This window comes from Pseudomonas sp. B7, assembly GCF_016735645.1.
Classification (GTDB): Bacteria; Pseudomonadota; Gammaproteobacteria; order Pseudomonadales; family Pseudomonadaceae; genus Aquipseudomonas; species Aquipseudomonas glycinae.
Map to the genome: position 1 here is coordinate 40,993 of NZ_JAERRE010000016.1, position 19,393 is coordinate 60,385.

The 19,393-nt window shown below is 61.0% G+C and carries 14 protein-coding genes; 6 read left to right on the top strand and 8 right to left on the bottom strand.

The window, feature by feature from the left end; all coding sequences use genetic code 11:
• The 3 genes from JKA62_RS27395 to mfd are packed head-to-tail and all read right to left on the bottom strand — an operon-like array spanning position 1 to position 6,729.
• Positions 1–2,691, bottom strand: coding sequence for a DEAD/DEAH box helicase (locus tag JKA62_RS27395; protein WP_201820403.1), 2,691 nt, complete (start codon positions 2,689–2,691; stop codon positions 1–3).
• A gap of 11 nt (positions 2,692–2,702) precedes the next feature.
• A complete protein-coding gene (locus tag JKA62_RS27400; protein WP_007953029.1) occupies positions 2,703–3,269 on the bottom strand; it encodes a CsiV family protein in 567 nt (188 codons plus the stop codon).
• Between the two features lie 10 nt (positions 3,270–3,279).
• Positions 3,280–6,729: a transcription-repair coupling factor gene (mfd, locus tag JKA62_RS27405; RefSeq protein ID WP_011335188.1), complete on the bottom strand. Its 3,450-nt coding sequence runs from the start codon at positions 6,727–6,729 to the stop codon at positions 3,280–3,282.
• A gap of 354 nt (positions 6,730–7,083) precedes the next feature.
• On the opposite strand from mfd, the gene JKA62_RS27410 reads away from it, so the two are divergent.
• Positions 7,084–8,547 (top strand): glyceraldehyde-3-phosphate dehydrogenase, encoded by a 1,464-nt coding sequence (locus tag JKA62_RS27410; RefSeq protein WP_011335187.1) that lies wholly within the window; start codon positions 7,084–7,086, stop codon positions 8,545–8,547.
• A gap of 65 nt (positions 8,548–8,612) precedes the next feature.
• On the opposite strand, the gene JKA62_RS27415 is transcribed toward JKA62_RS27410, so the two are convergent.
• Positions 8,613–9,905: an MFS transporter gene (locus JKA62_RS27415; protein WP_011335186.1), complete on the bottom strand. Its 1,293-nt coding sequence runs from the start codon at positions 9,903–9,905 to the stop codon at positions 8,613–8,615.
• A gap of 53 nt (positions 9,906–9,958) precedes the next feature.
• Here JKA62_RS27415 and JKA62_RS27420 point away from each other — a divergent pair, with 53 nt between their 5' ends.
• Complete coding sequence (locus tag JKA62_RS27420) at positions 9,959–11,008, top strand: FAD:protein FMN transferase (protein WP_011335185.1); 1,050 nt, start codon at positions 9,959–9,961, stop codon at positions 11,006–11,008.
• Positions 11,009–11,205: 197 nt separating this feature from the next.
• Complete coding sequence (sthA, locus tag JKA62_RS27425) at positions 11,206–12,600, top strand: Si-specific NAD(P)(+) transhydrogenase (protein ID WP_007953019.1); 1,395 nt, start codon at positions 11,206–11,208, stop codon at positions 12,598–12,600.
• A gap of 42 nt (positions 12,601–12,642) precedes the next feature.
• Here the strand turns inward: sthA and JKA62_RS27430 are convergent, their stop codons facing one another.
• Entirely contained in the window at positions 12,643–13,365 is a 723-nt protein-coding gene (locus JKA62_RS27430; RefSeq protein ID WP_064381085.1) for a glycerophosphodiester phosphodiesterase, read from the bottom strand.
• Between the two features lie 14 nt (positions 13,366–13,379).
• Positions 13,380–13,961 (bottom strand): PilZ domain-containing protein, encoded by a 582-nt coding sequence (locus JKA62_RS27435; protein ID WP_011335183.1) that lies wholly within the window; start codon positions 13,959–13,961, stop codon positions 13,380–13,382.
• A gap of 94 nt (positions 13,962–14,055) precedes the next feature.
• On the opposite strand from JKA62_RS27435, the gene JKA62_RS27440 reads away from it, so the two are divergent.
• From JKA62_RS27440 to JKA62_RS27450, 3 genes are all read left to right on the top strand, one after another.
• Positions 14,056–15,306: a lipoprotein-releasing ABC transporter permease subunit gene (locus JKA62_RS27440; protein ID WP_011335182.1), complete on the top strand. Its 1,251-nt coding sequence runs from the start codon at positions 14,056–14,058 to the stop codon at positions 15,304–15,306.
• Positions 15,307–15,313: 7 nt separating this feature from the next.
• Positions 15,314–15,997: a lipoprotein-releasing ABC transporter ATP-binding protein LolD gene (gene lolD / locus JKA62_RS27445; RefSeq protein WP_162831788.1), complete on the top strand. Its 684-nt coding sequence runs from the start codon at positions 15,314–15,316 to the stop codon at positions 15,995–15,997.
• A gap of 63 nt (positions 15,998–16,060) precedes the next feature.
• A complete protein-coding gene (locus JKA62_RS27450) occupies positions 16,061–17,305 on the top strand; it encodes a lipoprotein-releasing ABC transporter permease subunit (protein WP_011335181.1) in 1,245 nt (414 codons plus the stop codon).
• A 29-nt stretch (positions 17,306–17,334) separates the two neighbouring features.
• On the opposite strand, the gene JKA62_RS27455 is transcribed toward JKA62_RS27450, so the two are convergent.
• Positions 17,335–18,675: a heavy metal sensor histidine kinase gene (locus tag JKA62_RS27455; protein ID WP_011335180.1), complete on the bottom strand. Its 1,341-nt coding sequence runs from the start codon at positions 18,673–18,675 to the stop codon at positions 17,335–17,337.
• Entirely contained in the window at positions 18,675–19,355 is a 681-nt protein-coding gene (locus tag JKA62_RS27460) for a heavy metal response regulator transcription factor (RefSeq protein WP_011335179.1), read from the bottom strand. The genes JKA62_RS27455 and JKA62_RS27460 overlap by 1 nt, the downstream gene beginning before the upstream one ends.
• Positions 19,356–19,393 lie beyond the last annotated feature (38 nt).

Here is a 19,393-nt window from a genome sequence, read left to right on the forward strand (position 1 = left end):
TCAGCGCTTTTCAAACTTGTCCGGCAACGGCGCAAACAGCGCCTCGATATCATCACTCTGCAACTTCCAGTCCCCGGCCTTGCGCCCATCCAGCACGCCGGCCGCCAGGTCGGATTTCTCCCGCTGCAGAAGCTGAATTTTCTCCTCGACCGTGCCCCGGGCAATCATCTTGTAAACGAACACCGGCTTCTCCTGACCAATGCGATAGGCGCGGTCGGTTGCCTGATTCTCGGTCGCCGGGTTCCACCACGGATCGTAGTGAATCACCGTGTCCGCTTCTGTCAGGTTCAGGCCCACACCACCAGCCTTCAGGCTGATCAGAAAGATCTGACGCTTGCCGCTCTGGAATTCCTTCACCGGGGTGCGTCGGTCACGGGTCTGTCCCGTCAGAAGCGCATACGCGACATTGCGTTTTTTCAGCTCGTCCTCGATCAGTGTCAGCATCGAAGTGAACTGCGAAAACAGCAGAATCCGCCGACCTTCCTCAAACAGCTCCTCAAGCATTTCCATCAGGCTGTCGAGCTTGCCCGATGTGCTGCCGCGGGCGGGCAGGGTGGCGTCGTTGACCAGGCGCAAATCGCAGCAGACCTGGCGCAGTTTGAGCAACGCTTCAAGAATAATGATCTGACTGCGCGCCACACCTTTGCGAGTGATCTCGTCGCGAACCTTTTTATCCATGGCCAGGCGCATGGTTTCGTACACGTCGCGCTGCGCCTCGTTGAGATCGACCCAGTGAATGATCTCGGTTTTCGGTGGCAACTCAGTCGCGACCTGTTCCTTGGTGCGGCGTAGCAGGAACGGTTTGATCCGGCCGTTGAGGTGCTGAAGTCTGACTTCGCTGGCGCGTTTTTCGATCGGCACACGGTAATCGGCGTTGAAGCTTTTGATGTCGCCGAGCCAGCCGGGCAGCAGGAAGTGAAACAGCGACCACAGTTCGCCCAGGTGATTTTCCAGCGGCGTCCCGCTCAGGCACAGACGCTGACGCGCATTGAGTTCACGGGCGGCCTGGGCGGCTTTGCTGTTCGGGTTCTTGATGTACTGCGCCTCATCCAGCACCAGCACGTGCAGTGGCTGCTGGGCCAGACGTTCGACATCCTTGGGCAGCAATGCATAAGTGGTGAGGATCAGGTCGTAATCGGCCAGATGCTCGAAATGCTTTTTTCTGCTGGCACCGTACAGGGCGACAACCTTGAGTTGTGGCGTGAAGTGCGCCGCTTCGTCCAGCCAGTTGGGGATCAGGCTGGTAGGCATCACCACCATGCACGGTCGATCCAGTCGCCCTGCGTTTTTCTCGCTGAGAATGTGCGCCAGCGTCTGCAGGGTTTTACCCAGGCCCATGTCGTCCGCGAGAATCCCGCCGACCTCCAGTTGCCGCAACGACTGCATCCAGCTCAAGCCTTCGAGCTGATAAGGACGCAGCGTCGCATTCAGCCCCTTCGGTGCCTTGGCGCTGTAATCGCGGATGTCGCGCAAGCGTTGGGCGAAGCTGCGGATCTGCTCGCCACCTTCCCAGAGCAGGGGAATGCCTTCCAGCGAATTCAGGCGCGTGGCGTCGGCTTTGCTCAGGCGCAGGGTGGTTTCGCCCGGCTCCTGCAAATAAAACTCGCCCAAGGTCGCCAGCACCGGTTTCAGCCGGCCGAGGGGCAGGGCGACTTGCAGCGGCCCGTGCTCGCTGTTGCGTTGCGGGATGTTCACCAGAATCAGTTCATCGTCGCGACGGCGGGCGAGACGTTCCGGGTTGAGTATTTCCGTGTGCGAACGCATCAGGTTGAGCAGGATCGGCAACAGGCTCAGGCGCTCACCGTTAACGATGATCCCCAGCTCCAGATCGAACCAGTCGCGCTCCGGCGTTTGCTCGACGGTGGCGTACCAGTCGTCGACGGCGGTCAGGTCGAAACCGAACTCATCGTCGACCAACAGCTCCCAGCCCTGGGTGCGCAGCTTCGGCAGATCGTTGAGGGTGAACGTCAGCCAAGCGCTGTCGTTGACCATCTCGTAAAGTTCGCCGGCGCTTTCCGGCAGGGCCTTGCTCTGCCGGGTGGCAATGCGGAAGCCGAGAATTCGCAGTTGCTCGCGGTAGCTCTGTTCGACGTCCGGGTGGCGCTTGACCCGCAGGGTCTGGGCTTCCTGGCGAATCAGAATGTCGCTGTTTTTCTGCCCGCTGACGTATTCGTCGAGGTAGCTGAAGGACAGCGCCGCACGGTGCTGGATGTAACGCTGCATCTTGCCGTTGCGCGGCTCGAACGCGCTGAACTCGACGCTGGCCAGCCACAGGCGCGGCACTGGCTGCACATTGTCCACCAGCACTTGCGGCGGCGCTTTCGGGCTGCGGTTTTCCAGCACGGCCTGGAGTTTTTCCAGCAGTTCGGCGTCTTTGGCAGCAGCGGGGTATTCGAGGGTTTCCTGCACTTGCAGCAACACCGCCGCGCAATGTTTGCAGTTGCTGTGCACCGGGCAGGTGCATGTGGCGTCGACCATCAGCAACGTGCCTTTGGCCGACTCACGCAGATGAATCGTCTGACGGTAGACGTTACCGCCAGAGCCTTCGCAGCTGGCGGTAATGGTCGCGTCGCCGACCTGCACGAATCGCACCCGGTTTTCCAGCGCGTAGCGACGGCCACGCTCCAGGCTTTGTTCCTTGAATCGGCTGACCCAGGAGGAGGCCAGCGGTTTACTCAGTGGCGGGGGCATAAGGACTTCGATCAGTCCGGAACGACTTCAGGCGCTTCCCGAGGCGCGGGCGCCGTCAGTGAAGTGATCTTGATCAGCAGGGCCAGATGGCCGTTGTCGAGGTAGTTGAGTTGGCCATTTTTGGTGTGGCTGTCCTGTTTCAGGCGCTCGCTGGCTGTGACCATGCCGTTGGCGTCGATCTGGTTGACCCAGAAGTCGGCGTTCACGTCGGTGAAGCGCCCGAGCTTCATTTCAATCGTGCCTTCGATCGGGAACTGGCCGAACTGCTCCTGACCTTCGCTGACCGCCACTTTGGCAGGCGTCTCGCCCAGCGTCTGCTGCCAGGCTTTGTGCATCAGCACGCTGTATTCGCCGCTGGCGGTGAGTTTGGTCACAACATCGTTCAGCGCCGGGGTGCGTTTGCTGTCATCGCCCAGGCGTTGCGCGCCGGCCGCCCAGTCTTCCGGTGCGGCGCGGCTGACAATCGCCGGCACGGCGTTCTGGCGTACCAGAATCATTTCGACCTGATACAGGTCATCGGCAAACGCCGTCGGTGCTACGAGCGTCAGTAGCAAAGTCAGAGAGCGAAACAGGCGCATGCGGCGTCCTTCAAGCAGTTTTCGGGATGAGGCGTTCGAACAACGCCTCCACAGTATTAAAGCGCTCTTCCGGGCGCTCCATCGGCACCTGGAACTTGAACATCGTGGCGCCTTCGAATTTGTAGCGTTTTGGCTGGCTCTGGATCAGTTTGATCAGGGTCATCGGATCGACCGGCGTCTGCGCCGCGAACTCGATACGGCCACCTTGCGGGCCGCCATCGACTTTCTTGATGCCCAGCTGCTCGGCCTGCAATTTAAGCGCCGTGATGCGCACCAGATTTTTGGTCGGCTCCGGCAGCAGACCAAAGCGGTCGATCATTTCCACTTGCAGATCCTTCAGACCTTCCTCGTCGGTGGCCGAAGCGATGCGTTTGTACAGGATCAGGCGTGCGTGAACGTCCGGCAGGTAATCTTCCGGAATCAGCGCCGGCACCCGCAGGTTGACTTCCGGGCCACCGCCGAGCGGTTGGTCGAGGTTCGGCTGTTCGCCCTTGCGGATCGACTTCACCGCGCGCTCGAGCATTTCCATGTACAGCGTGAATCCAACGGCCTGAATCTGCCCGCTCTGACCGTCGCCCAGCAATTCGCCGGCGCCACGGATTTCCAGATCGTTGGTGGCCAGCACGAAACCGGCACCCAGATCCTGAGTATTGGCAATCGCCTCCAGACGTTTTTCCGCGTCACCAGTAATTTGCTGGCGTGGCGGGGTCAGCAGGTAGGCGTAAGCCTGGTGGTGACTACGACCAACACGACCGCGCAACTGGTGCAACTGCGCCAGACCGAACTTGTCGGCGCGCTCGATGATGATGGTGTTGGCGCTCGGCACATCGATGCCGGTCTCGATGATGGTCGAGGCGATCAGCACGTTGAAGCGTTTGTGATAGAAATCGCTCATCACCTGTTCGAGTTCGCGTTCGCGCATCTGCCCGTGGCCGATGCCGATCCGCGCTTCCGGCACCAGTTCGGCCAGCTCGGCGGCGCACTTCTCGATGGTCTTCACGTCGTTGTGCAGGTAGTAAACCTGACCGCCACGCAGCAGCTCACGCAGCAAAGCCTCTTTGACCGTGCTCTTGTTCTGCTCCATGACGAAGGTGCGCACGGAGAGGCGTCGCGCCGGCGGCGTGGCGATGATTGACAGGTCGCGCATGCCCGACACCGCCATGTTCAGCGTGCGCGGAATCGGCGTGGCGGTCAGCGTAAGAATGTCGACTTCGCTGCGCAGGGCCTTGAGCTGTTCCTTCTGACGGACACCGAAACGGTGCTCTTCGTCGATGATCACCAGACCGAGGTTTTTGATCTTGACGTCGTCCTGCAGCAACTTGTGAGTGCCGATGACGATGTCGATATTGCCTTCGGCCAGTTGGGCGACCGCTGCGTTCACTTCCTTCGCCGACTTGAAGCGGCTCATCACTTCCACGGTCACCGGCCAGTCGGCGAAGCGGTCGCGGAAACTGTTGTAGTGCTGCTGGGCGAGCAGGGTGGTCGGCACCAGGATCGCCACTTGCTTGCCGCCGTGCACGGCGATGAACGCGGCGCGCATGGCCACTTCGGTCTTGCCGAAACCAACGTCGCCGCAGACCAGGCGATCCATCGGTTTCGGCGAAAGCATGTCCTCGCGCACGGCTTCGATGGTGGATTGCTGGTCTGGGGTTTCTTCGAACGGGAAGCCGGCGCTGAAGGTCGCGTAATCGGCCTTTGGATCGGCAAACGCATAACCTTCGCGTGCGGCGCGGCGGGCGTAGATGTCGAGCAATTCGGCAGCCACGTCGCGCACTTGCTCGGCAGCCTTGCGCTTGGCTTTCTGCCAGGTTTCGGAGCCGAGGCGGTGCAGCGGGGCCAGCGCATCGTCGCTGCCGGTGTAGCGGGCGATCAGGTGCAGGTTGGCCACCGGCACGTAGAGCTTGGCGTTCTCGGCGTATTCAAGGGTCAGGAATTCGGCAGCCTGATTGTCGATTTCCAGAATCGTCAGGCCGAGATAACGGCCGACGCCGTGATCGATGTGCACCACCGGCGCGCCTTCACGCAGTTCGGTGAGGTTCTTGATCACCGCATCGTTGTTGGCGTCGGCGCGTTTTTCGCGACGGCGACGCTGCATCACGCGCTGGCCGAACAGCGGACTTTCCGCGACCAGTGCCAGCGCCGGGTCGTCGAGCATCAGGCCTTCGTCGAGCGGGGCGATGGTGATCGCCAGGCGATCCTTGCTTGCGACAAAGTCCGGCCAGCTGTCGACGGTTTTCGGCCGTAGCTTCAGGCGATCCAGCAACTCCAGCAGCACCTCGCGACGACCGGCGGATTCGGCGGTGAACAGCACGCGTCCGGGGAATTCGTCGAGGAATGCCGACAGCGCGGCCAGCGGCTGGGTAGCCTTGGCCTCGATCGCGAGATTCGGCAGTGCCTGCGCCGGGAAACGCTCGCGGCCTGCACCGGACTCAACATCCTGCTGACTGGCGACCACACGCGGCCAGTTCTTCAGGCGGGCAAAGCAGTCCTCCACCGGCAGGAACAGTTCGGCCGGCGGCAATAAAGGACGCGAAGGGTCGACGCGGCGCTCTTCATAACGGTTGCGCACGTCGTTCCAGAAGTTTTCCGCCGCCTGCTCGATACCCGGCAGCGAGAACACCTGGGTGTCCTGCGGCAGGTAATCGAACAGCGTCGAGGTTTCTTCGAAGAACAGCGGCAGGTAGTACTCGATACCGGCCGGTGTGATGCCGCTGCTCAGGTCCTGAAAGATCGGGCAGCGACGGAAGTCGACGTCGAAACGCTCGCGAAAACGCGCCTTGAAGCGGGTGACCGCGTCTTTCTGCAGCGGGAATTCCTTAGCCGGCAGAAGCTTGACTGAATCGACCTTGTCGATGGAGCGCTGGTTTTCCGGATCAAAGGTACGCAGGGTTTCGATTTCGTCGTCGAACAGGTCGATGCGATAGGGCAGTTTGCTGCCCATCGGGAACAGGTCGATCAGTGCGCCACGTACGGTGAACTCGCCGTGCTCGTAGACCGTGTCGACGTAGCGATAGCCACTGGCTTCGAGCCGCGAGCGCATTTGCTCGACGTCGAGCTTCTGACCGACATCCAGCACCAGGCTGCTGCCGAGCAGGAATTTGGTCGGCGCCAGACGATGCAGGGCGGTGGTGATCGGCACCACCAGCACGCCGTGCTCCAGCTCCGGCAGCCTATAAAGGCTGGCGATGCGCTGGGAGATGATGTCCTGGTGCGGCGAAAACAGGTCGTAGGGCAGGGTTTCCCAGTCCGGGAAATGCAGCACCGGCAAATCCGGGGCGAAGAAACTCAGCTCCTGCTCCAGCCGTTCGGCACTCTGGCTGTCGGCGGTCAAAAGCAGCGTGAAGCGCTTGGCAGCGCTGGCAGCCTCGGCAATCGCCAGGCTCAGGGCGGCACCGGGGAGGTTGCCCCAGTGCTGTTTACCTGCCGCGGCAGGGAGAAGCGGTAGACGCAGAACAGGCACGGAAGGTTGAGCTCCAGGCGTTGCGACAAAGTCGGTAATTGTAGCGGCGTCCGGTGCCGCCTGTCAGTTGCAGGATGCGTCTATCTGCGCTGTTTGAGAAAAATGTAGTGGTAACCATAAAAACCAGCGCTTTTTTTACGGTTATGTAGTGCCAAAAGTCGGTGGTGTTACGGAGGGTTACAGACATCGTCTAACAGTCGTCGAAAAACTGACTGCGCTGGAAGCCCCGGTTTTACTGGGCTGGCGGAGAGCGTTATTTTTTTGGACGGATTTTTGTTACCGATTGCGCGACAAGCGCGCATTGCTACAAGAGGTTCTCGGCGGCATAATGTAGCCCCTTTTTTCTGCCCCTACATGTGGAAGGTTACCGTGACTCAGAAGCCCGACCAGTGTCTTGGTGAATGGATCGACCGTGAAGCACTCGCAGAAGCGATGATTCCGCTTATCGGTCAGCTCTACCGCAACAACAACGTGGTGAGCTCGATCTATGGCCGCAGCCTGATCAACCAGTCTGTCATCGCGATTCTCAAAGCTCACCGCTTTGCTCGCCACCGTTCTGCCGACGACAGCGAACTCTCCGTCCACGAAACATTCCCACTGCTCAAGGCCATGAGCGAGCTCAAGCTCGGCGCGGCCTCGGTAGATCTGGGCAAACTGGCGTACAAATTCCGCAACGAAGGCAACGGCCGCACCGCCGAGCAGTTCGTCCGCGAAGAAATGGCTGACGTGGTTGGCCAGCAAAACGCTTCGGCCCGCAAAGGCACCGACGTTGTTCTGTACGGCTTCGGTCGTATCGGCCGTCTGCTGGCGCGCATCCTGATCGAGAAAACCGGTGGCGGCGACGGCCTGCGTCTGCGTGCCATCGTGGTGCGCAAGGGCGCCGAAAACGACCTGACCAAGCGCGCCAGCCTGCTGCGTCGCGATTCGGTACATGGTTCGTTCAACGGCACCATCACCATCGACGAAGAAAACAACACCATCACCGCCAACGGCAACCTGATCCAGGTTATCTACGCGAAGAACCCTACCGAAGTGGATTACACCCAGTACGGCATCAAAGATGCGCTGCTGGTGGACAACACCGGTGTATGGCGTGATGCCGATGGCCTGGGCCAGCACCTGGCGTGCCCGGGTATCGACCGCGTGGTTCTGACTGCGCCTGGCAAGGGCAAGCTGAAGAACATCGTTCACGGTATCAACCACAACGAAATCACTGCTGACGACAAGATCGTGTCCGCCGCTTCCTGCACCACCAACGCCATCGTGCCGGTGCTGAAAGCCGTGAATGACAAGTTCGGCATCATCAACGGTCACGTCGAAACCGTTCACTCGTACACCAACGACCAGAACCTGATCGACAACTTCCACAAGGGCGATCGCCGTGGCCGTAGCGCCGCGCTGAACATGGTGATCACCGAGACCGGTGCTGCCACCGCTGCTGCCAAGGCCCTGCCTGAGCTTGCTGGCAAGCTGACCGGTAACGCGATCCGTGTTCCGACGCCGAACGTGTCGATGGCCATTCTCAACCTGAACCTCGAGAAAGCCGCCACCCGTGAAGAGATGAACGAGTACCTGCGCTACATGGCGCTGCACTCCGATCTGCACAAGCAAATCGACTTCGTCAATTCGCAGGAAGTGGTTTCGACCGACTTCGTGGGCTCGCGTCACGCCGGTGTGGTCGACGCTGAAGCGACCATCGTTCAGGACAACCGCGTTGTTCTGTACGTCTGGTACGACAACGAGTTCGGTTACAGCTGCCAGGTGGTTCGCGTAATGGAAGACATGGCCGGTGTAAACCCGCCAGCGTTCCCGCGCTAAGCCTTAGCTGCAAATGAAAACGCCCCGACTCTGGTCGGGGCGTTTTTGTTTGTGCGCGATTTGCCTTAGCGGGGGATGGCGGCTTGTGCCGTGCGCAGTTCGTGCCTGTTGCCACGAAACAGCACCAGCGTGGCGATCACGCCCAATACCGCTGCACCACTGAGCCAGATCCCCGGTGCCGCCTTGTTGTCCAGCACATGGATCAGATAAGTGCAGGCCGCCGGGGTAAAGCCACCAAAGGTGGCGGTCGCCAGGCTGTAGGCCAGCGAGAAGCCAGTCGTACGAACTTCTACCGGCATGATTTCGGTGAGTGCCACCACCATTGCCCCGTTGTACGAGCCGTACAGGAACGACAGCCACAGCTCGACGATCAGCAAATGGCTGAAGCTCGGGTTCGCCACCAGCCACGACAGCGCCGGGTAAGCGGTCAGGATCGCCAGAATCGTCGCCGCCAGCAGTAGGGGTTTACGCCCGACCTTGTCAGACACCGCGCCCATCACCGGCAACCAGAAGAAGTTCGACAGACCGATGCACACGGTCACCAGCAACGCATCGAAGTCCGACAGGTGCAATTCCGCCTTGCCGAACGTCGGTGTGTAGGCCGTGATCAGGTAGAACGACACCGTGGTCATGACCACCAGCGCCATGCCGGCGATGACGATGCCAAAGTTCTGACCGATCGAGCGGACAATTTCCTGCAGGGTAGGGCGATGTTTGCGCGCCTGGAACTCCGGGGTTTCCTCCAGCGAGCGGCGGATGACGAAAATCACCGGGACGATCATGCAGCCGATCAGGAACGGCACCCGCCAGCCCCATTCGCCCATCTGCTCAGGGCTCAGCCAATGGTTGAGGGCGACACCGAGCAGGCCGGCGAACACCACGGCCGCCTGCTGGCTGGCGGACTGCCAACTGACGAAAAAGCCCTTGCGGCCCGGCGTGGCGATTTCCGCCAGGTACACCGACACACCGCCTAATTCGACGCCAGCCGAGAAGCCTTGCAGCAAGCGGCCGAACAGCACGATCAGCGGCGCGGCAACCCCAAGGGTGGCGTAGCCCGGCACGCAGGCAATCAGCACGGTGCCGGCCGCCATCAGGGCCAATGTGATGATCAGGCCCTGGCGTCGGCCGTGACGGTCTATGTAGGCGCCGAGAAAAATCGCCCCCAGCGGACGCATCAGGAAACCTGCGCCGAAAGTGGCCAGAGAAAGCATCAGGGAAGCGAAGGCGCTGTCGGTGGGAAAGAAGGTCTTGGCAATGGCCGTGGCGTAGAAACCGTAGACCATGAAGTCGAACATCTCGAGAAAGTTGCCGCTGACAACGCGAAAAATCGCCTTGCCTTTGCCGGTCGTTGAGGACATGGGTAGGTACTCACTCTAAATCTTGTAAGAAAGCGTTGCGCTCGTAGCCCATAATGGCCGGCGCGGTTTTGCGGGGAGATGAAGAATTGTTAACTGGACGGTGGGGGATTCTCGTGCTGCTGGGCTGGGTTTTGGCCGGCTGTGGCAACGGCGATTCCCTTGAGACTTTCGGTGGCCCGACGATGGGCAGCACCTATTCGATCAAGTACGTGCGCCACGCCCATCTGCCTGCCCCCCAGACGGTGCGTATCGAAGTGGAAAAAATCCTCGCGGACGTCGACCGGCAGATGTCGACTTACCGCGCAGACTCCGATATCTCGCGCTTCAATGCATTGCCGGCTGATCGCTGTCAGGTCATGCCCGCACCGATCCTTGAATTGATCCGCGTGGGCGAACAGCTGTCGCAACAAAGCGAAGGCTCCTACGACCTCACGGTTGAGCCGCTGATGAATCTGTGGGGTTTCGGCCCGCAGGGGCGTGAAGAAAAAGTCCCGGATGCGGCGGCGCTGGCCAAAGTGCGCCAACGAGTCGGTCATCAACACCTGCACATCGACGGCGACCGGTTATGCAAGGATGCGGCGGTCGAGGTGGACGTCAACAGCATTGCCGCCGGGTACGCGGTTGACACCATTACCGCGCGGCTCGAGGCTCTGGGCATCCATGACTATCTCGCGGAAGCCACCGGCGAGCTCAAGGCTTCCGGCAAGAAGCTTGATGGTTCGCCGTGGCGTATCGCTCTGGAAGAACCGCAAGACGATCAGCAGGTGGCAGAGCGCGTCATTAATGTGGATGGCTACGGCCTGTCCACCTCCGGCGACTATCGCAACTATTTTCAGCAGGATGGCCGTCGCTATTCCCACACCTTCGATGCCCGGACCGGTGCGCCGGTCCTACACGATCTGGCGTCGGTCACGGTAATTCATCCTTCAGCGCTGATGGCCGATGGACTATCGACGCTGTTGCTGATTCTCGGGCCTGAAAGAGCTTGGGACTATGCCGAAAAACACGACATTGGTGCATTCTTTGTGATTCGTGCCGATACAGGTTTCGTCACACGCACCAGTCACGCTTTTGAACGGCTCAGTGGCGCAAAAGTTGACTGAGAACAGTACGAAAGCTGGCGTTGTAGTGCAGGCAAAAGTAGCCTACGACGCGACCAAGGGTTAATGTGCGCGGCGTTGACGCTTCTATAGACTGTGTCCGGGTTTTCTACTGGCCCCCAATTGTTCCTTCGCGCCGTCGTTCGGCGTGATTTAGCCGCCGGTGCTGCTGGCACCGCGGCCTGTTCTGAGGAGTACGCATGGCTGTCTACAACTACGACGTGGTGGTGCTGGGTTCCGGCCCAGCGGGAGAAGGCGCGGCAATGAACGCCGCCAAAGCAGGGCGCAAGGTGGCGATGGTCGATAGCCGTCGCCAGGTCGGCGGCAACTGCACCCACCTGGGCACCATCCCGTCCAAGGCCCTGCGTCACTCGGTGCGGCAGATCATGCAGTTCAACACCAATCCGATGTTCCGTGCGATCGGCGAGCCGCGCTGGTTCTCCTTCCCGGATGTGTTGAAAAGCGCCGAGAAAGTCATCTCCAAGCAAGTCGCTTCGCGTACCGGCTACTACGCCCGTAACCGCGTCGACGTGTTTTTCGGCACCGGCAGCTTTGCCGACGAGCAAACCATCGAAGTGGTCTGCGCCAACGGCGTGGTCGAAAAACTGGTGGCCAAGCACATCATCATCGCCACCGGTTCGCGTCCTTATCGCCCGGCGGACATCGATTTCCACCACCCGCGTATCTACGATAGCGACACTATCCTCAGCCTCGGCCACACCCCGCGCAAACTGATCGTTTACGGCGCCGGCGTGATCGGTTGCGAATACGCTTCTATCTTCAGTGGTCTGGGCGTGCTGGTCGAGCTGGTGGACAACCGCGGCCAGTTGCTGAGCTTCCTCGACTCGGAAATCTCCCAGGCGTTGAGCTACCACTTCAGCAACAACAACATCACCGTGCGTCACAACGAAGAATATGACCGCGTCGAAGGCGTGGACAACGGCGTGATCCTGCACCTGAAGTCCGGCAAGAAGATCAAGGCCGATGCCTTGCTCTGGTGCAACGGCCGTACCGGTAACACCGATCAGTTGGGTCTGGAAAACATCGGGGTCAAGGTCAACAGCCGTGGCCAGATCGAAGTCGACGAGAATTACCGTACCTGCGTGCAGAACATCTATGGCGCCGGTGACGTGATCGGCTGGCCGAGCCTGGCCAGTGCCGCCCACGACCAGGGCCGTTCGGCCGCTGGCAGCATCGTCGACAATGGCAGCTGGCGCTTCGTGAATGACGTGCCGACCGGCATCTACACCATTCCGGAGATCAGCTCGATCGGCAAGAACGAGCAGGAACTGACCCAGGCCAAAGTGCCGTACGAAGTGGGCAAGGCATTCTTCAAGAGCATGGCGCGGGCACAGATCGCCGGCGAGCCGCAAGGCATGCTGAAGATCCTGTTCCACCGTGAAACCCTGGAAGTGCTGGGCGTTCACTGCTTCGGTTATCAGGCGTCGGAGATCGTGCACATCGGTCAGGCGATCATGAACCAGCCGGGCGAACTGAACACTCTGAAGTACTTCGTCAACACGACGTTCAACTACCCGACCATGGCCGAAGCCTATCGGGTAGCGGCGTACGACGGCCTCAACCGGCTTTTTTGACGGGCTCCGGCCGGTGGCCTGAGCCGGCCGGGGAGACCGATTTCAGCCATTCCCGAGGGTGGCAGTGGCCAAACCGGGAAAGTCTGTAATCAGGCTGTCAACGCCGAAGTCGGCGAGTCTGCGCATCAGTGCAGGCTCGTTGACGGTCCACACCGACACATGCAGCCCCTGGCGCTGCGCCTTTTGCAGGCGTTCCGGCGTACACAGCGTCCAGTTCAACGCCAGAATCTCGCAACCGTAGCTTTGTGCGACCTTCAACGGGTCGAGCCAGGCGTATTCGGCCACCAGGCCGCGTGATACGTCGGGCACCAGATCCAGTGCAGCCTTCAATACTTCCCGCGAACTCGAGGTGATCGTCACCTTGTCGAGCAGCCCGTGCCTGACCGCCATTTCACGGATCGCCAGCACGGTGGTCGCGGCGCGGGTGCGCGAAGCGCTTTTGACTTCCAGCTGCCAGTGCTCGAAATCGCACTTTTCGAACAGTTCTTCCAGGGTCGGAATCGGGCACGGCTTGATCCAGCCCGGACCGCCCTTGCGCGCATCGTAGGTCACCAGCTCGGCGGCGGTGTGCTCGACTACCTTGCCGCGCCGGTCGGTGGTGCGCTTGAGGGTCGGGTCGTGGATGACCATCAGCTCGCCGTCCTTGGACAGGTGCAGGTCCAGCTCGCAACGGCGAACGCCGTGCTTGAGACATTCCTGAAAACTGCTCAGGGTGTTTTCCGGTGCTTCGCCCTTGGCGCCGCGGTGGCCGTAGATAAGGGTCACGGTTCTTCCTTAATTTAGATGCCTGATTCGTTCTGTTCGCGGGCCAGGCGTCGTTCCTGGGCCTGCTTCTGCAAGATATAGCGGGCGAGCAACTGGCGCTGGGCGTCGGTCAGGTGTTCGAACTCGGTGCCGACGTCGTAGCCGTCGCCCTTGCGGTCGCAATGGGTCACGCGGGCACGCAACAACAGGCCAAGCGCCTGAGGCATCAGCACCAGTTTTACCGACAGGTGGGCGCCGCTGGCGATCGGGGTAGGGTGCTGAAAGTCGATGCCGCCCTCGGAGATGATCACCGGTTGCGGCTCGCCGATATGGCCGAGCACGGTCAGGGCGACCACCTGGCTGAGCAGGTCGATGCGTTTGTTCTGGGATTTCAGGAACGCCGCGATGGCGCGGTCGCGTTCACTGATCTGGCGCAGCAGGTGCTGCGACTCGAATTCGCTCAGGTGCAGTTCGCTGAGCAGGTTGAACAGTGGAGAAGCATCCTGCAACACTTCCTGGCCTGCGGCTTCGGGAGCGGACAGGGGCCGAATTTCCAGTGCGATCGTGTCCTCGATACGGTAGTATTCGCGGCGATCTTCTTCATCTAATGTCGACATGGCGAACCCATGGTAGCGGCGGTGGTCTGAGTGTAAAGCTGGTTATCGACCCCCGCCACAAGGACGTTCCTTTTCCCTCCGAACAAGCCCCGACATGTTCAGACCTCTCTTCGTATTTATCGGCACGCGTTATACCCGTGCAAAGCGTCGCAATCATTTTGTGTCATTCATTTCCCTGACTTCGATGATCGGGCTCGCCCTTGGCGTGGTCGTGATGATCGTGGTGCTGTCGGTGATGAACGGCTTCGATCATGAGATGCGCACCCGCGTGCTGGGCATGGTGCCCCACGCGACCATCGAGTCCGGTGAAGCCATCAACGACTGGCCGAGCCTGGCCGCCAAGGTCAAGCAGAACCCGCAGGTGGCGGCCGTCGCGCCTTTCACCCAGATGCAGGGGTTGCTGACCAACAACGGCCAGGTGTCCAAGGTGTTGCTCAATGCCATCGACCCTGCGCTGGAGCGCAACGTCTCGATCATCGACAACTTCATGAAGCAGGGCAAACTCGACGATCTGACGCCGGGCAGCTTCGGCATCGTGATCGGCGACAAGGCCGCGACCAAGCTCGGCGTAGGCATCGGTGACAAGATCACCTTCGTCGCACCGGAAGTCAGTGTGACCCCGGCCGGGATGTTCCCGCGCATGAAGCGCTTCACTGTGGTCGGCATCTTCCATGTCGGCGCCGGCGAGCTGGACGGCTATCTGGGCGTCACCAACCTGCAGGATCTGGCGAAGATGCACCGCTGGAAGCCTGATCAGGTACAGGGTCTGCGTCTGAAGTTCGACGATCTGTTCCAGGCGCCGCGTGAAGCGTGGAACATCGCCCAGCGCCTCGGCGAGGACCGTTACTACGCCCGCGACTGGACCCGTACCCACGGCAACCTGTATCAGGCGATCCGCATGGAAAAAGCCATGATCGGCCTGCTGTTGCTGCTGATCGTCGCCGTGGCGGCGTTCAACATCATTTCCACGCTGGTGATGGTGGTGAACGACAAGAAGGGCGACATCGCCATTCTGCGCACACTGGGCGCCACACCGGGCACGATCATGCGCACATTCATGGTGCAAGGCACGGTGATCGGCGTGGTCGGCACGGCCATCGGCGCCGTGGTCGGGATCTTCGCCGCGCTCAACGTCAGCGCCGCGATTTCGGCCCTCGAAGGCGTGATCGGACACAAATTCCTCAACGCCGACGTGTATTTCATCGATTACCTGCCGTCGCAGGTGCAGAGCCAGGACGTGGTCATGGTCTGCGCCGCTGCGTTGGTCCTGAGTTTCCTCGCCACCCTGTATCCAGCCTGGCGTGCCGCGCGCACCCAGCCGGCGGAGGCGCTACGTTATGAGTGAGTCGGGCATGAGTGAAAAAGCAATCTTGAGCTGCCGCAACCTGGGCAAATCCTACGAGGAAGGCCCGGAGTCGGTGGAAGTGCTGGCCAACCTGCAACTGGAACTGCATCCAGGCGAGCGGGTGGCGATCGTCGGCAAGTCCGGTTCGGGCAAAAGTACCTTGCTCAACCTGTTGGGCGGTCTCGACACGCCGACCAAGGGCGGTGTCTGGCTCGACGGTGAAGAACTGTCGGCGCTGAGCGAGAAAAAGCGTGGCCTGCTGCGTAACCGTGCCCTCGGGTTCGTGTACCAGTTCCACCACTTGCTGCCGGAATTCACCGCGCTGGAAAACGTCTGCATGCCGCTGCTGATCGGCAAGACCGCGATCCCGGAAGCCCGTCAGCGTGCCACGGCGTTGCTGGAGCGAGTGGGCCTGGGCCATCGCCTGGAACACAAACCGGCGGAGCTGTCCGGTGGCGAACGCCAGCGTGTGGCCATCGCCCGTGCGCTGGTCAACAATCCAGGACTGGTGATGCTCGACGAGCCGACCGGCAACCTAGACTCCCACACCGCTGAGGGCATTCAGGATCTGATGCTGGAACTCAGCACGTCGATGCGCACGGCGTTTCTGGTGGTGACTCACGACATGAACCTGGCTCGCCAGATGGACCGCGTCCTGCAGCTGCAGGAAGGTTGCCTGACCCCCATCTGACGGCTTGAAACCCGGTGCCTGAAAAGGCATCGGGTCTTTTATTTTTATACGGTGCCCCAGCGAATGTTCAGACCGTTATCGATCTTTATCGGCACGCGCTATACCCGCGCCAAGCGCCGCAATCGCTTTGTTTCGTTCATTTCGATGACCTCGATGATCGGCCTCGCCCTCGGCGTGCTGGCGATGATCGTGGTCCTGTCGGTGATGAACGGCTTCCAGCGCGAAATGAGCTCGCGCATCCTTGGCATGGTGCCTCACGCGACCATCGTCGGCGTCAAGCCGATCGACGACTGGCAGCCAGTCGCTGCCGCCGCGATGAAGAATCCGGAAGTGACCGCCGCCGTGCCGTTCACCGAGATGGAAGGCATGCTGTCCTACAAGGGCATGATGCAGCCGATCCAGATCAGCGGCGTCGATCCGGCTCAGGAAGGCAAGGTGTCGATCGTTGCCCAACATATTGTTCAAGGCCGTCTCGATGCCTTGAAACCGGGCGAATTCGGCGTAGTGCTCGGCGAAATCACCGCTCGGCGTTTCCGCCTCAACGTCGGCGACAAGATCACCCTGATCGTGCCGGAAGTCAGCACCGCACCGGGCGGCATCACCCCGCGCATGCAGCGTCTGAATGTGGTCGGCGTGTTCAAGGTCGGTGCCGAACTCGACGGTTCCATGGGCCTGATCCACGTCTCCGACGCCGCGACCATGCAGCACTGGGAGCCGAATCAGGTGCAGAGCGTGCGTCTGGCGGTGAAGGATCTGTACGCCGCACCGAAGGTTTCCTCGGACATTGCCTCCGGTCTCGGCGCCGATTTCAAGGCTGACGACTGGACCCACACCCAGGGCAGCCTGTTCAGTGCGATGAAGATGGAAAAAACCATGATCGGCCTGTTGCTGCTGATGATCGTCGCGGTGGCGGCGTTCAACATCATCGCGACCCTGATCATGGTGGTGAACGACAAGGGCGCGGATATCGCGATCCTGCGCACCATCGGCGCCACGCCACGGCAGATCATGGCGATCTTCATGGTGCAGGGCACGGTGATCGGTATCGTCGGCACCATCATCGGTGGCGTGCTGGGTGTGATTGCCGCGCTGAACGTCAGTGAGATGGTGGGCTGGGTCGAGCGAGTGACCGGGCAGCACATCTTCAGTTCGGACGTGTATTTCGTCAGCAACCTGCCATCGGAATTGCAGGGCGGTGACGTGCTGCTGATCTGCTCGGCGGGCTTTATCCTCAGCTTCCTGGCCACGGTTTACCCGGCCTGGCGGGCGGCGAAGATCGAACCGGCGCACGCATTGCGCTATTCGTAAGTTCCCCATTGAGGCCGGCATTGCCGGCCTCAATCGTTTTTCGGCAACTCAATCACAAACCGCGTCCAGCCCTGAGCCGATTCGCAATGAATCTGCCCGCCATGGGCCCGGATGATCGACTGAGTGATCGCCAGCCCCAATCCCGCATGCTCGCTGCTGCCTTCCTGGCGCGCCGGATCCGCCCGGTAGAAGCGGTCGAACAAGCGCGGCAACAACTCGACAGAAATCCCCTCACCACTGTTCTCCACAGTCACGCTCAAGAATTTCGCCTGCTCGACCACCTTTACACGCACTTCGCCGGCGGCCGGGGTAAAGCGCAACGCGTTATCCAGCAGATTCGACAGCGCCCGACGCAACATCGCGCGATCACCCTCGAACCGCCCCGCACCGTCACGGCTGAGGCTGACCTGAGCGTCTTCGGCCAGCGGCGCAAAAAACTCCAGCAACGCATCGGCTTCTTCCGCCAGCTCCAGCGGTTCACGCTTGGGCACCAGCAAGCCGTGGTCAGCCTTGGCCAGATAAAGCATGTCGTTCACCAACTGCGCCATCCATTGCAGCTCTTCGAGGTTGCTGTGCAGTGCCTCGCGATAGTCTTCGAGGGGGCGAGGGCGGGTCAGGGTGACCTGAGTTTGAGTCAGCAGGTTTGACAATGGGGTGCGCAGTTCATGGGCGATGTCGGCGGAAAACGCTGACAGCCGCTGAAAGGAGTCATCGAGGCGTCCGAGCATGGCGTTGAAGCTGTGGGCCAATTCCGCGAGTTCTGCAGGCATCCGTGCGTCCGGCAGTCGGGCATTCAGCGATTGCGCCGAAATCCCCCGGGCGACCGCACTCATGCGGCGTAACGGGCGAAGACCGCTGCGGGCAGCCCAGGCGCCGAGCAGCGCAGTGGCCAGCGCCGACAGGCCGACGGTCAGCCAGATCAGATGCTGCATGCGTTGCAGGAAGTGCTGGTGGTGGGTGATGTCCAGCAGCAAGGTCAATTGCGGGGAATCGGGTTTTCCCGGTTCAAGCGCGGCGTTGAGCAGGCGATAGTCGGTGCCGTTGTCGTTGATGGTGGCCAGGCCGGGCTGTTGCGGCAGATTCGCCGGGGTATGCAACGAGCGACCGAACCAGCGCTGCCCCTCAGAGCTGCTGATACGCAACGAAACATCGCCCTGTTGGCTCAATTCATCGGTGATGTGCGCGGCGTCGCTACCGCTGCGCAGCGTCTGACGCACGCTGAGCAGTTTTCCTTCGAGCAATTGCTGGTCGAGTTCGATGAAGTGGCCTTCGCTGGCCCGATTGAACACCACCCCGGCGACCAGCGAAACCACTGCGGTGCAGCCGGCGAACAACAGCACCAATCGGCCGCTCAAGGACAGTCGGCGCATCAGTCGGCACGCTCTTCAAGGACGTAACCCATGCCGCGTACGGTGTGGATCAGCTTGTTGGGGAAGTCGTCATCGATCTTCAGGCGCAGTCGACGAATCGCCACTTCGATCACATTGGTGTCGCTGTCGAAGTTCATGTCCCAGACCTGCGAGGCGATCAGTGACTTGGGCAGCACTTCGCCCTGACGGCGCAGGAGCATTTCCAGCAGGGCGAACTCTTTGGCGGTGAGGTCGATGCGTTGACCGCTGCGTTCGACCCGGCGGCGGATCAGATCCAGGCTCAGATCGGCTAGGCGCAGGCTGGTTTCCTGGGGCGTGGAACTGCCGCGGCGTAACAGGCTGCGCACCCGCGCCAGCAGTTCGGAGAAAGCGAACGGTTTGACCAGGTAGTCGTCGGCGCCCAGTTCGAGGCCGTGAACCCTATCTTCCACGGTGTCCTTGGCGGTCAAAAACAGGATCGGTGTTTCCAGGCCGGCGCTGCGCACCGCCTGCAGGATCTGCCAGCCATTGCGTCCGGGCAGCATCACATCGAGGATCAGCAGCGCATAGTCGCCACTCAACGCCAATTGCTGGCCGGTGGTGCCGTCGGCCACCAGTTCGGTGTTGAAACCGGCCTCGGTCAGGCCCTGGCGCAGGTACTGGCCGGTTTTGGGTTGGTCTTCGACGATCAGCAGTTTCATGGGCAACTCGGGTAGCGGGAACGAGGACGTTATACCGT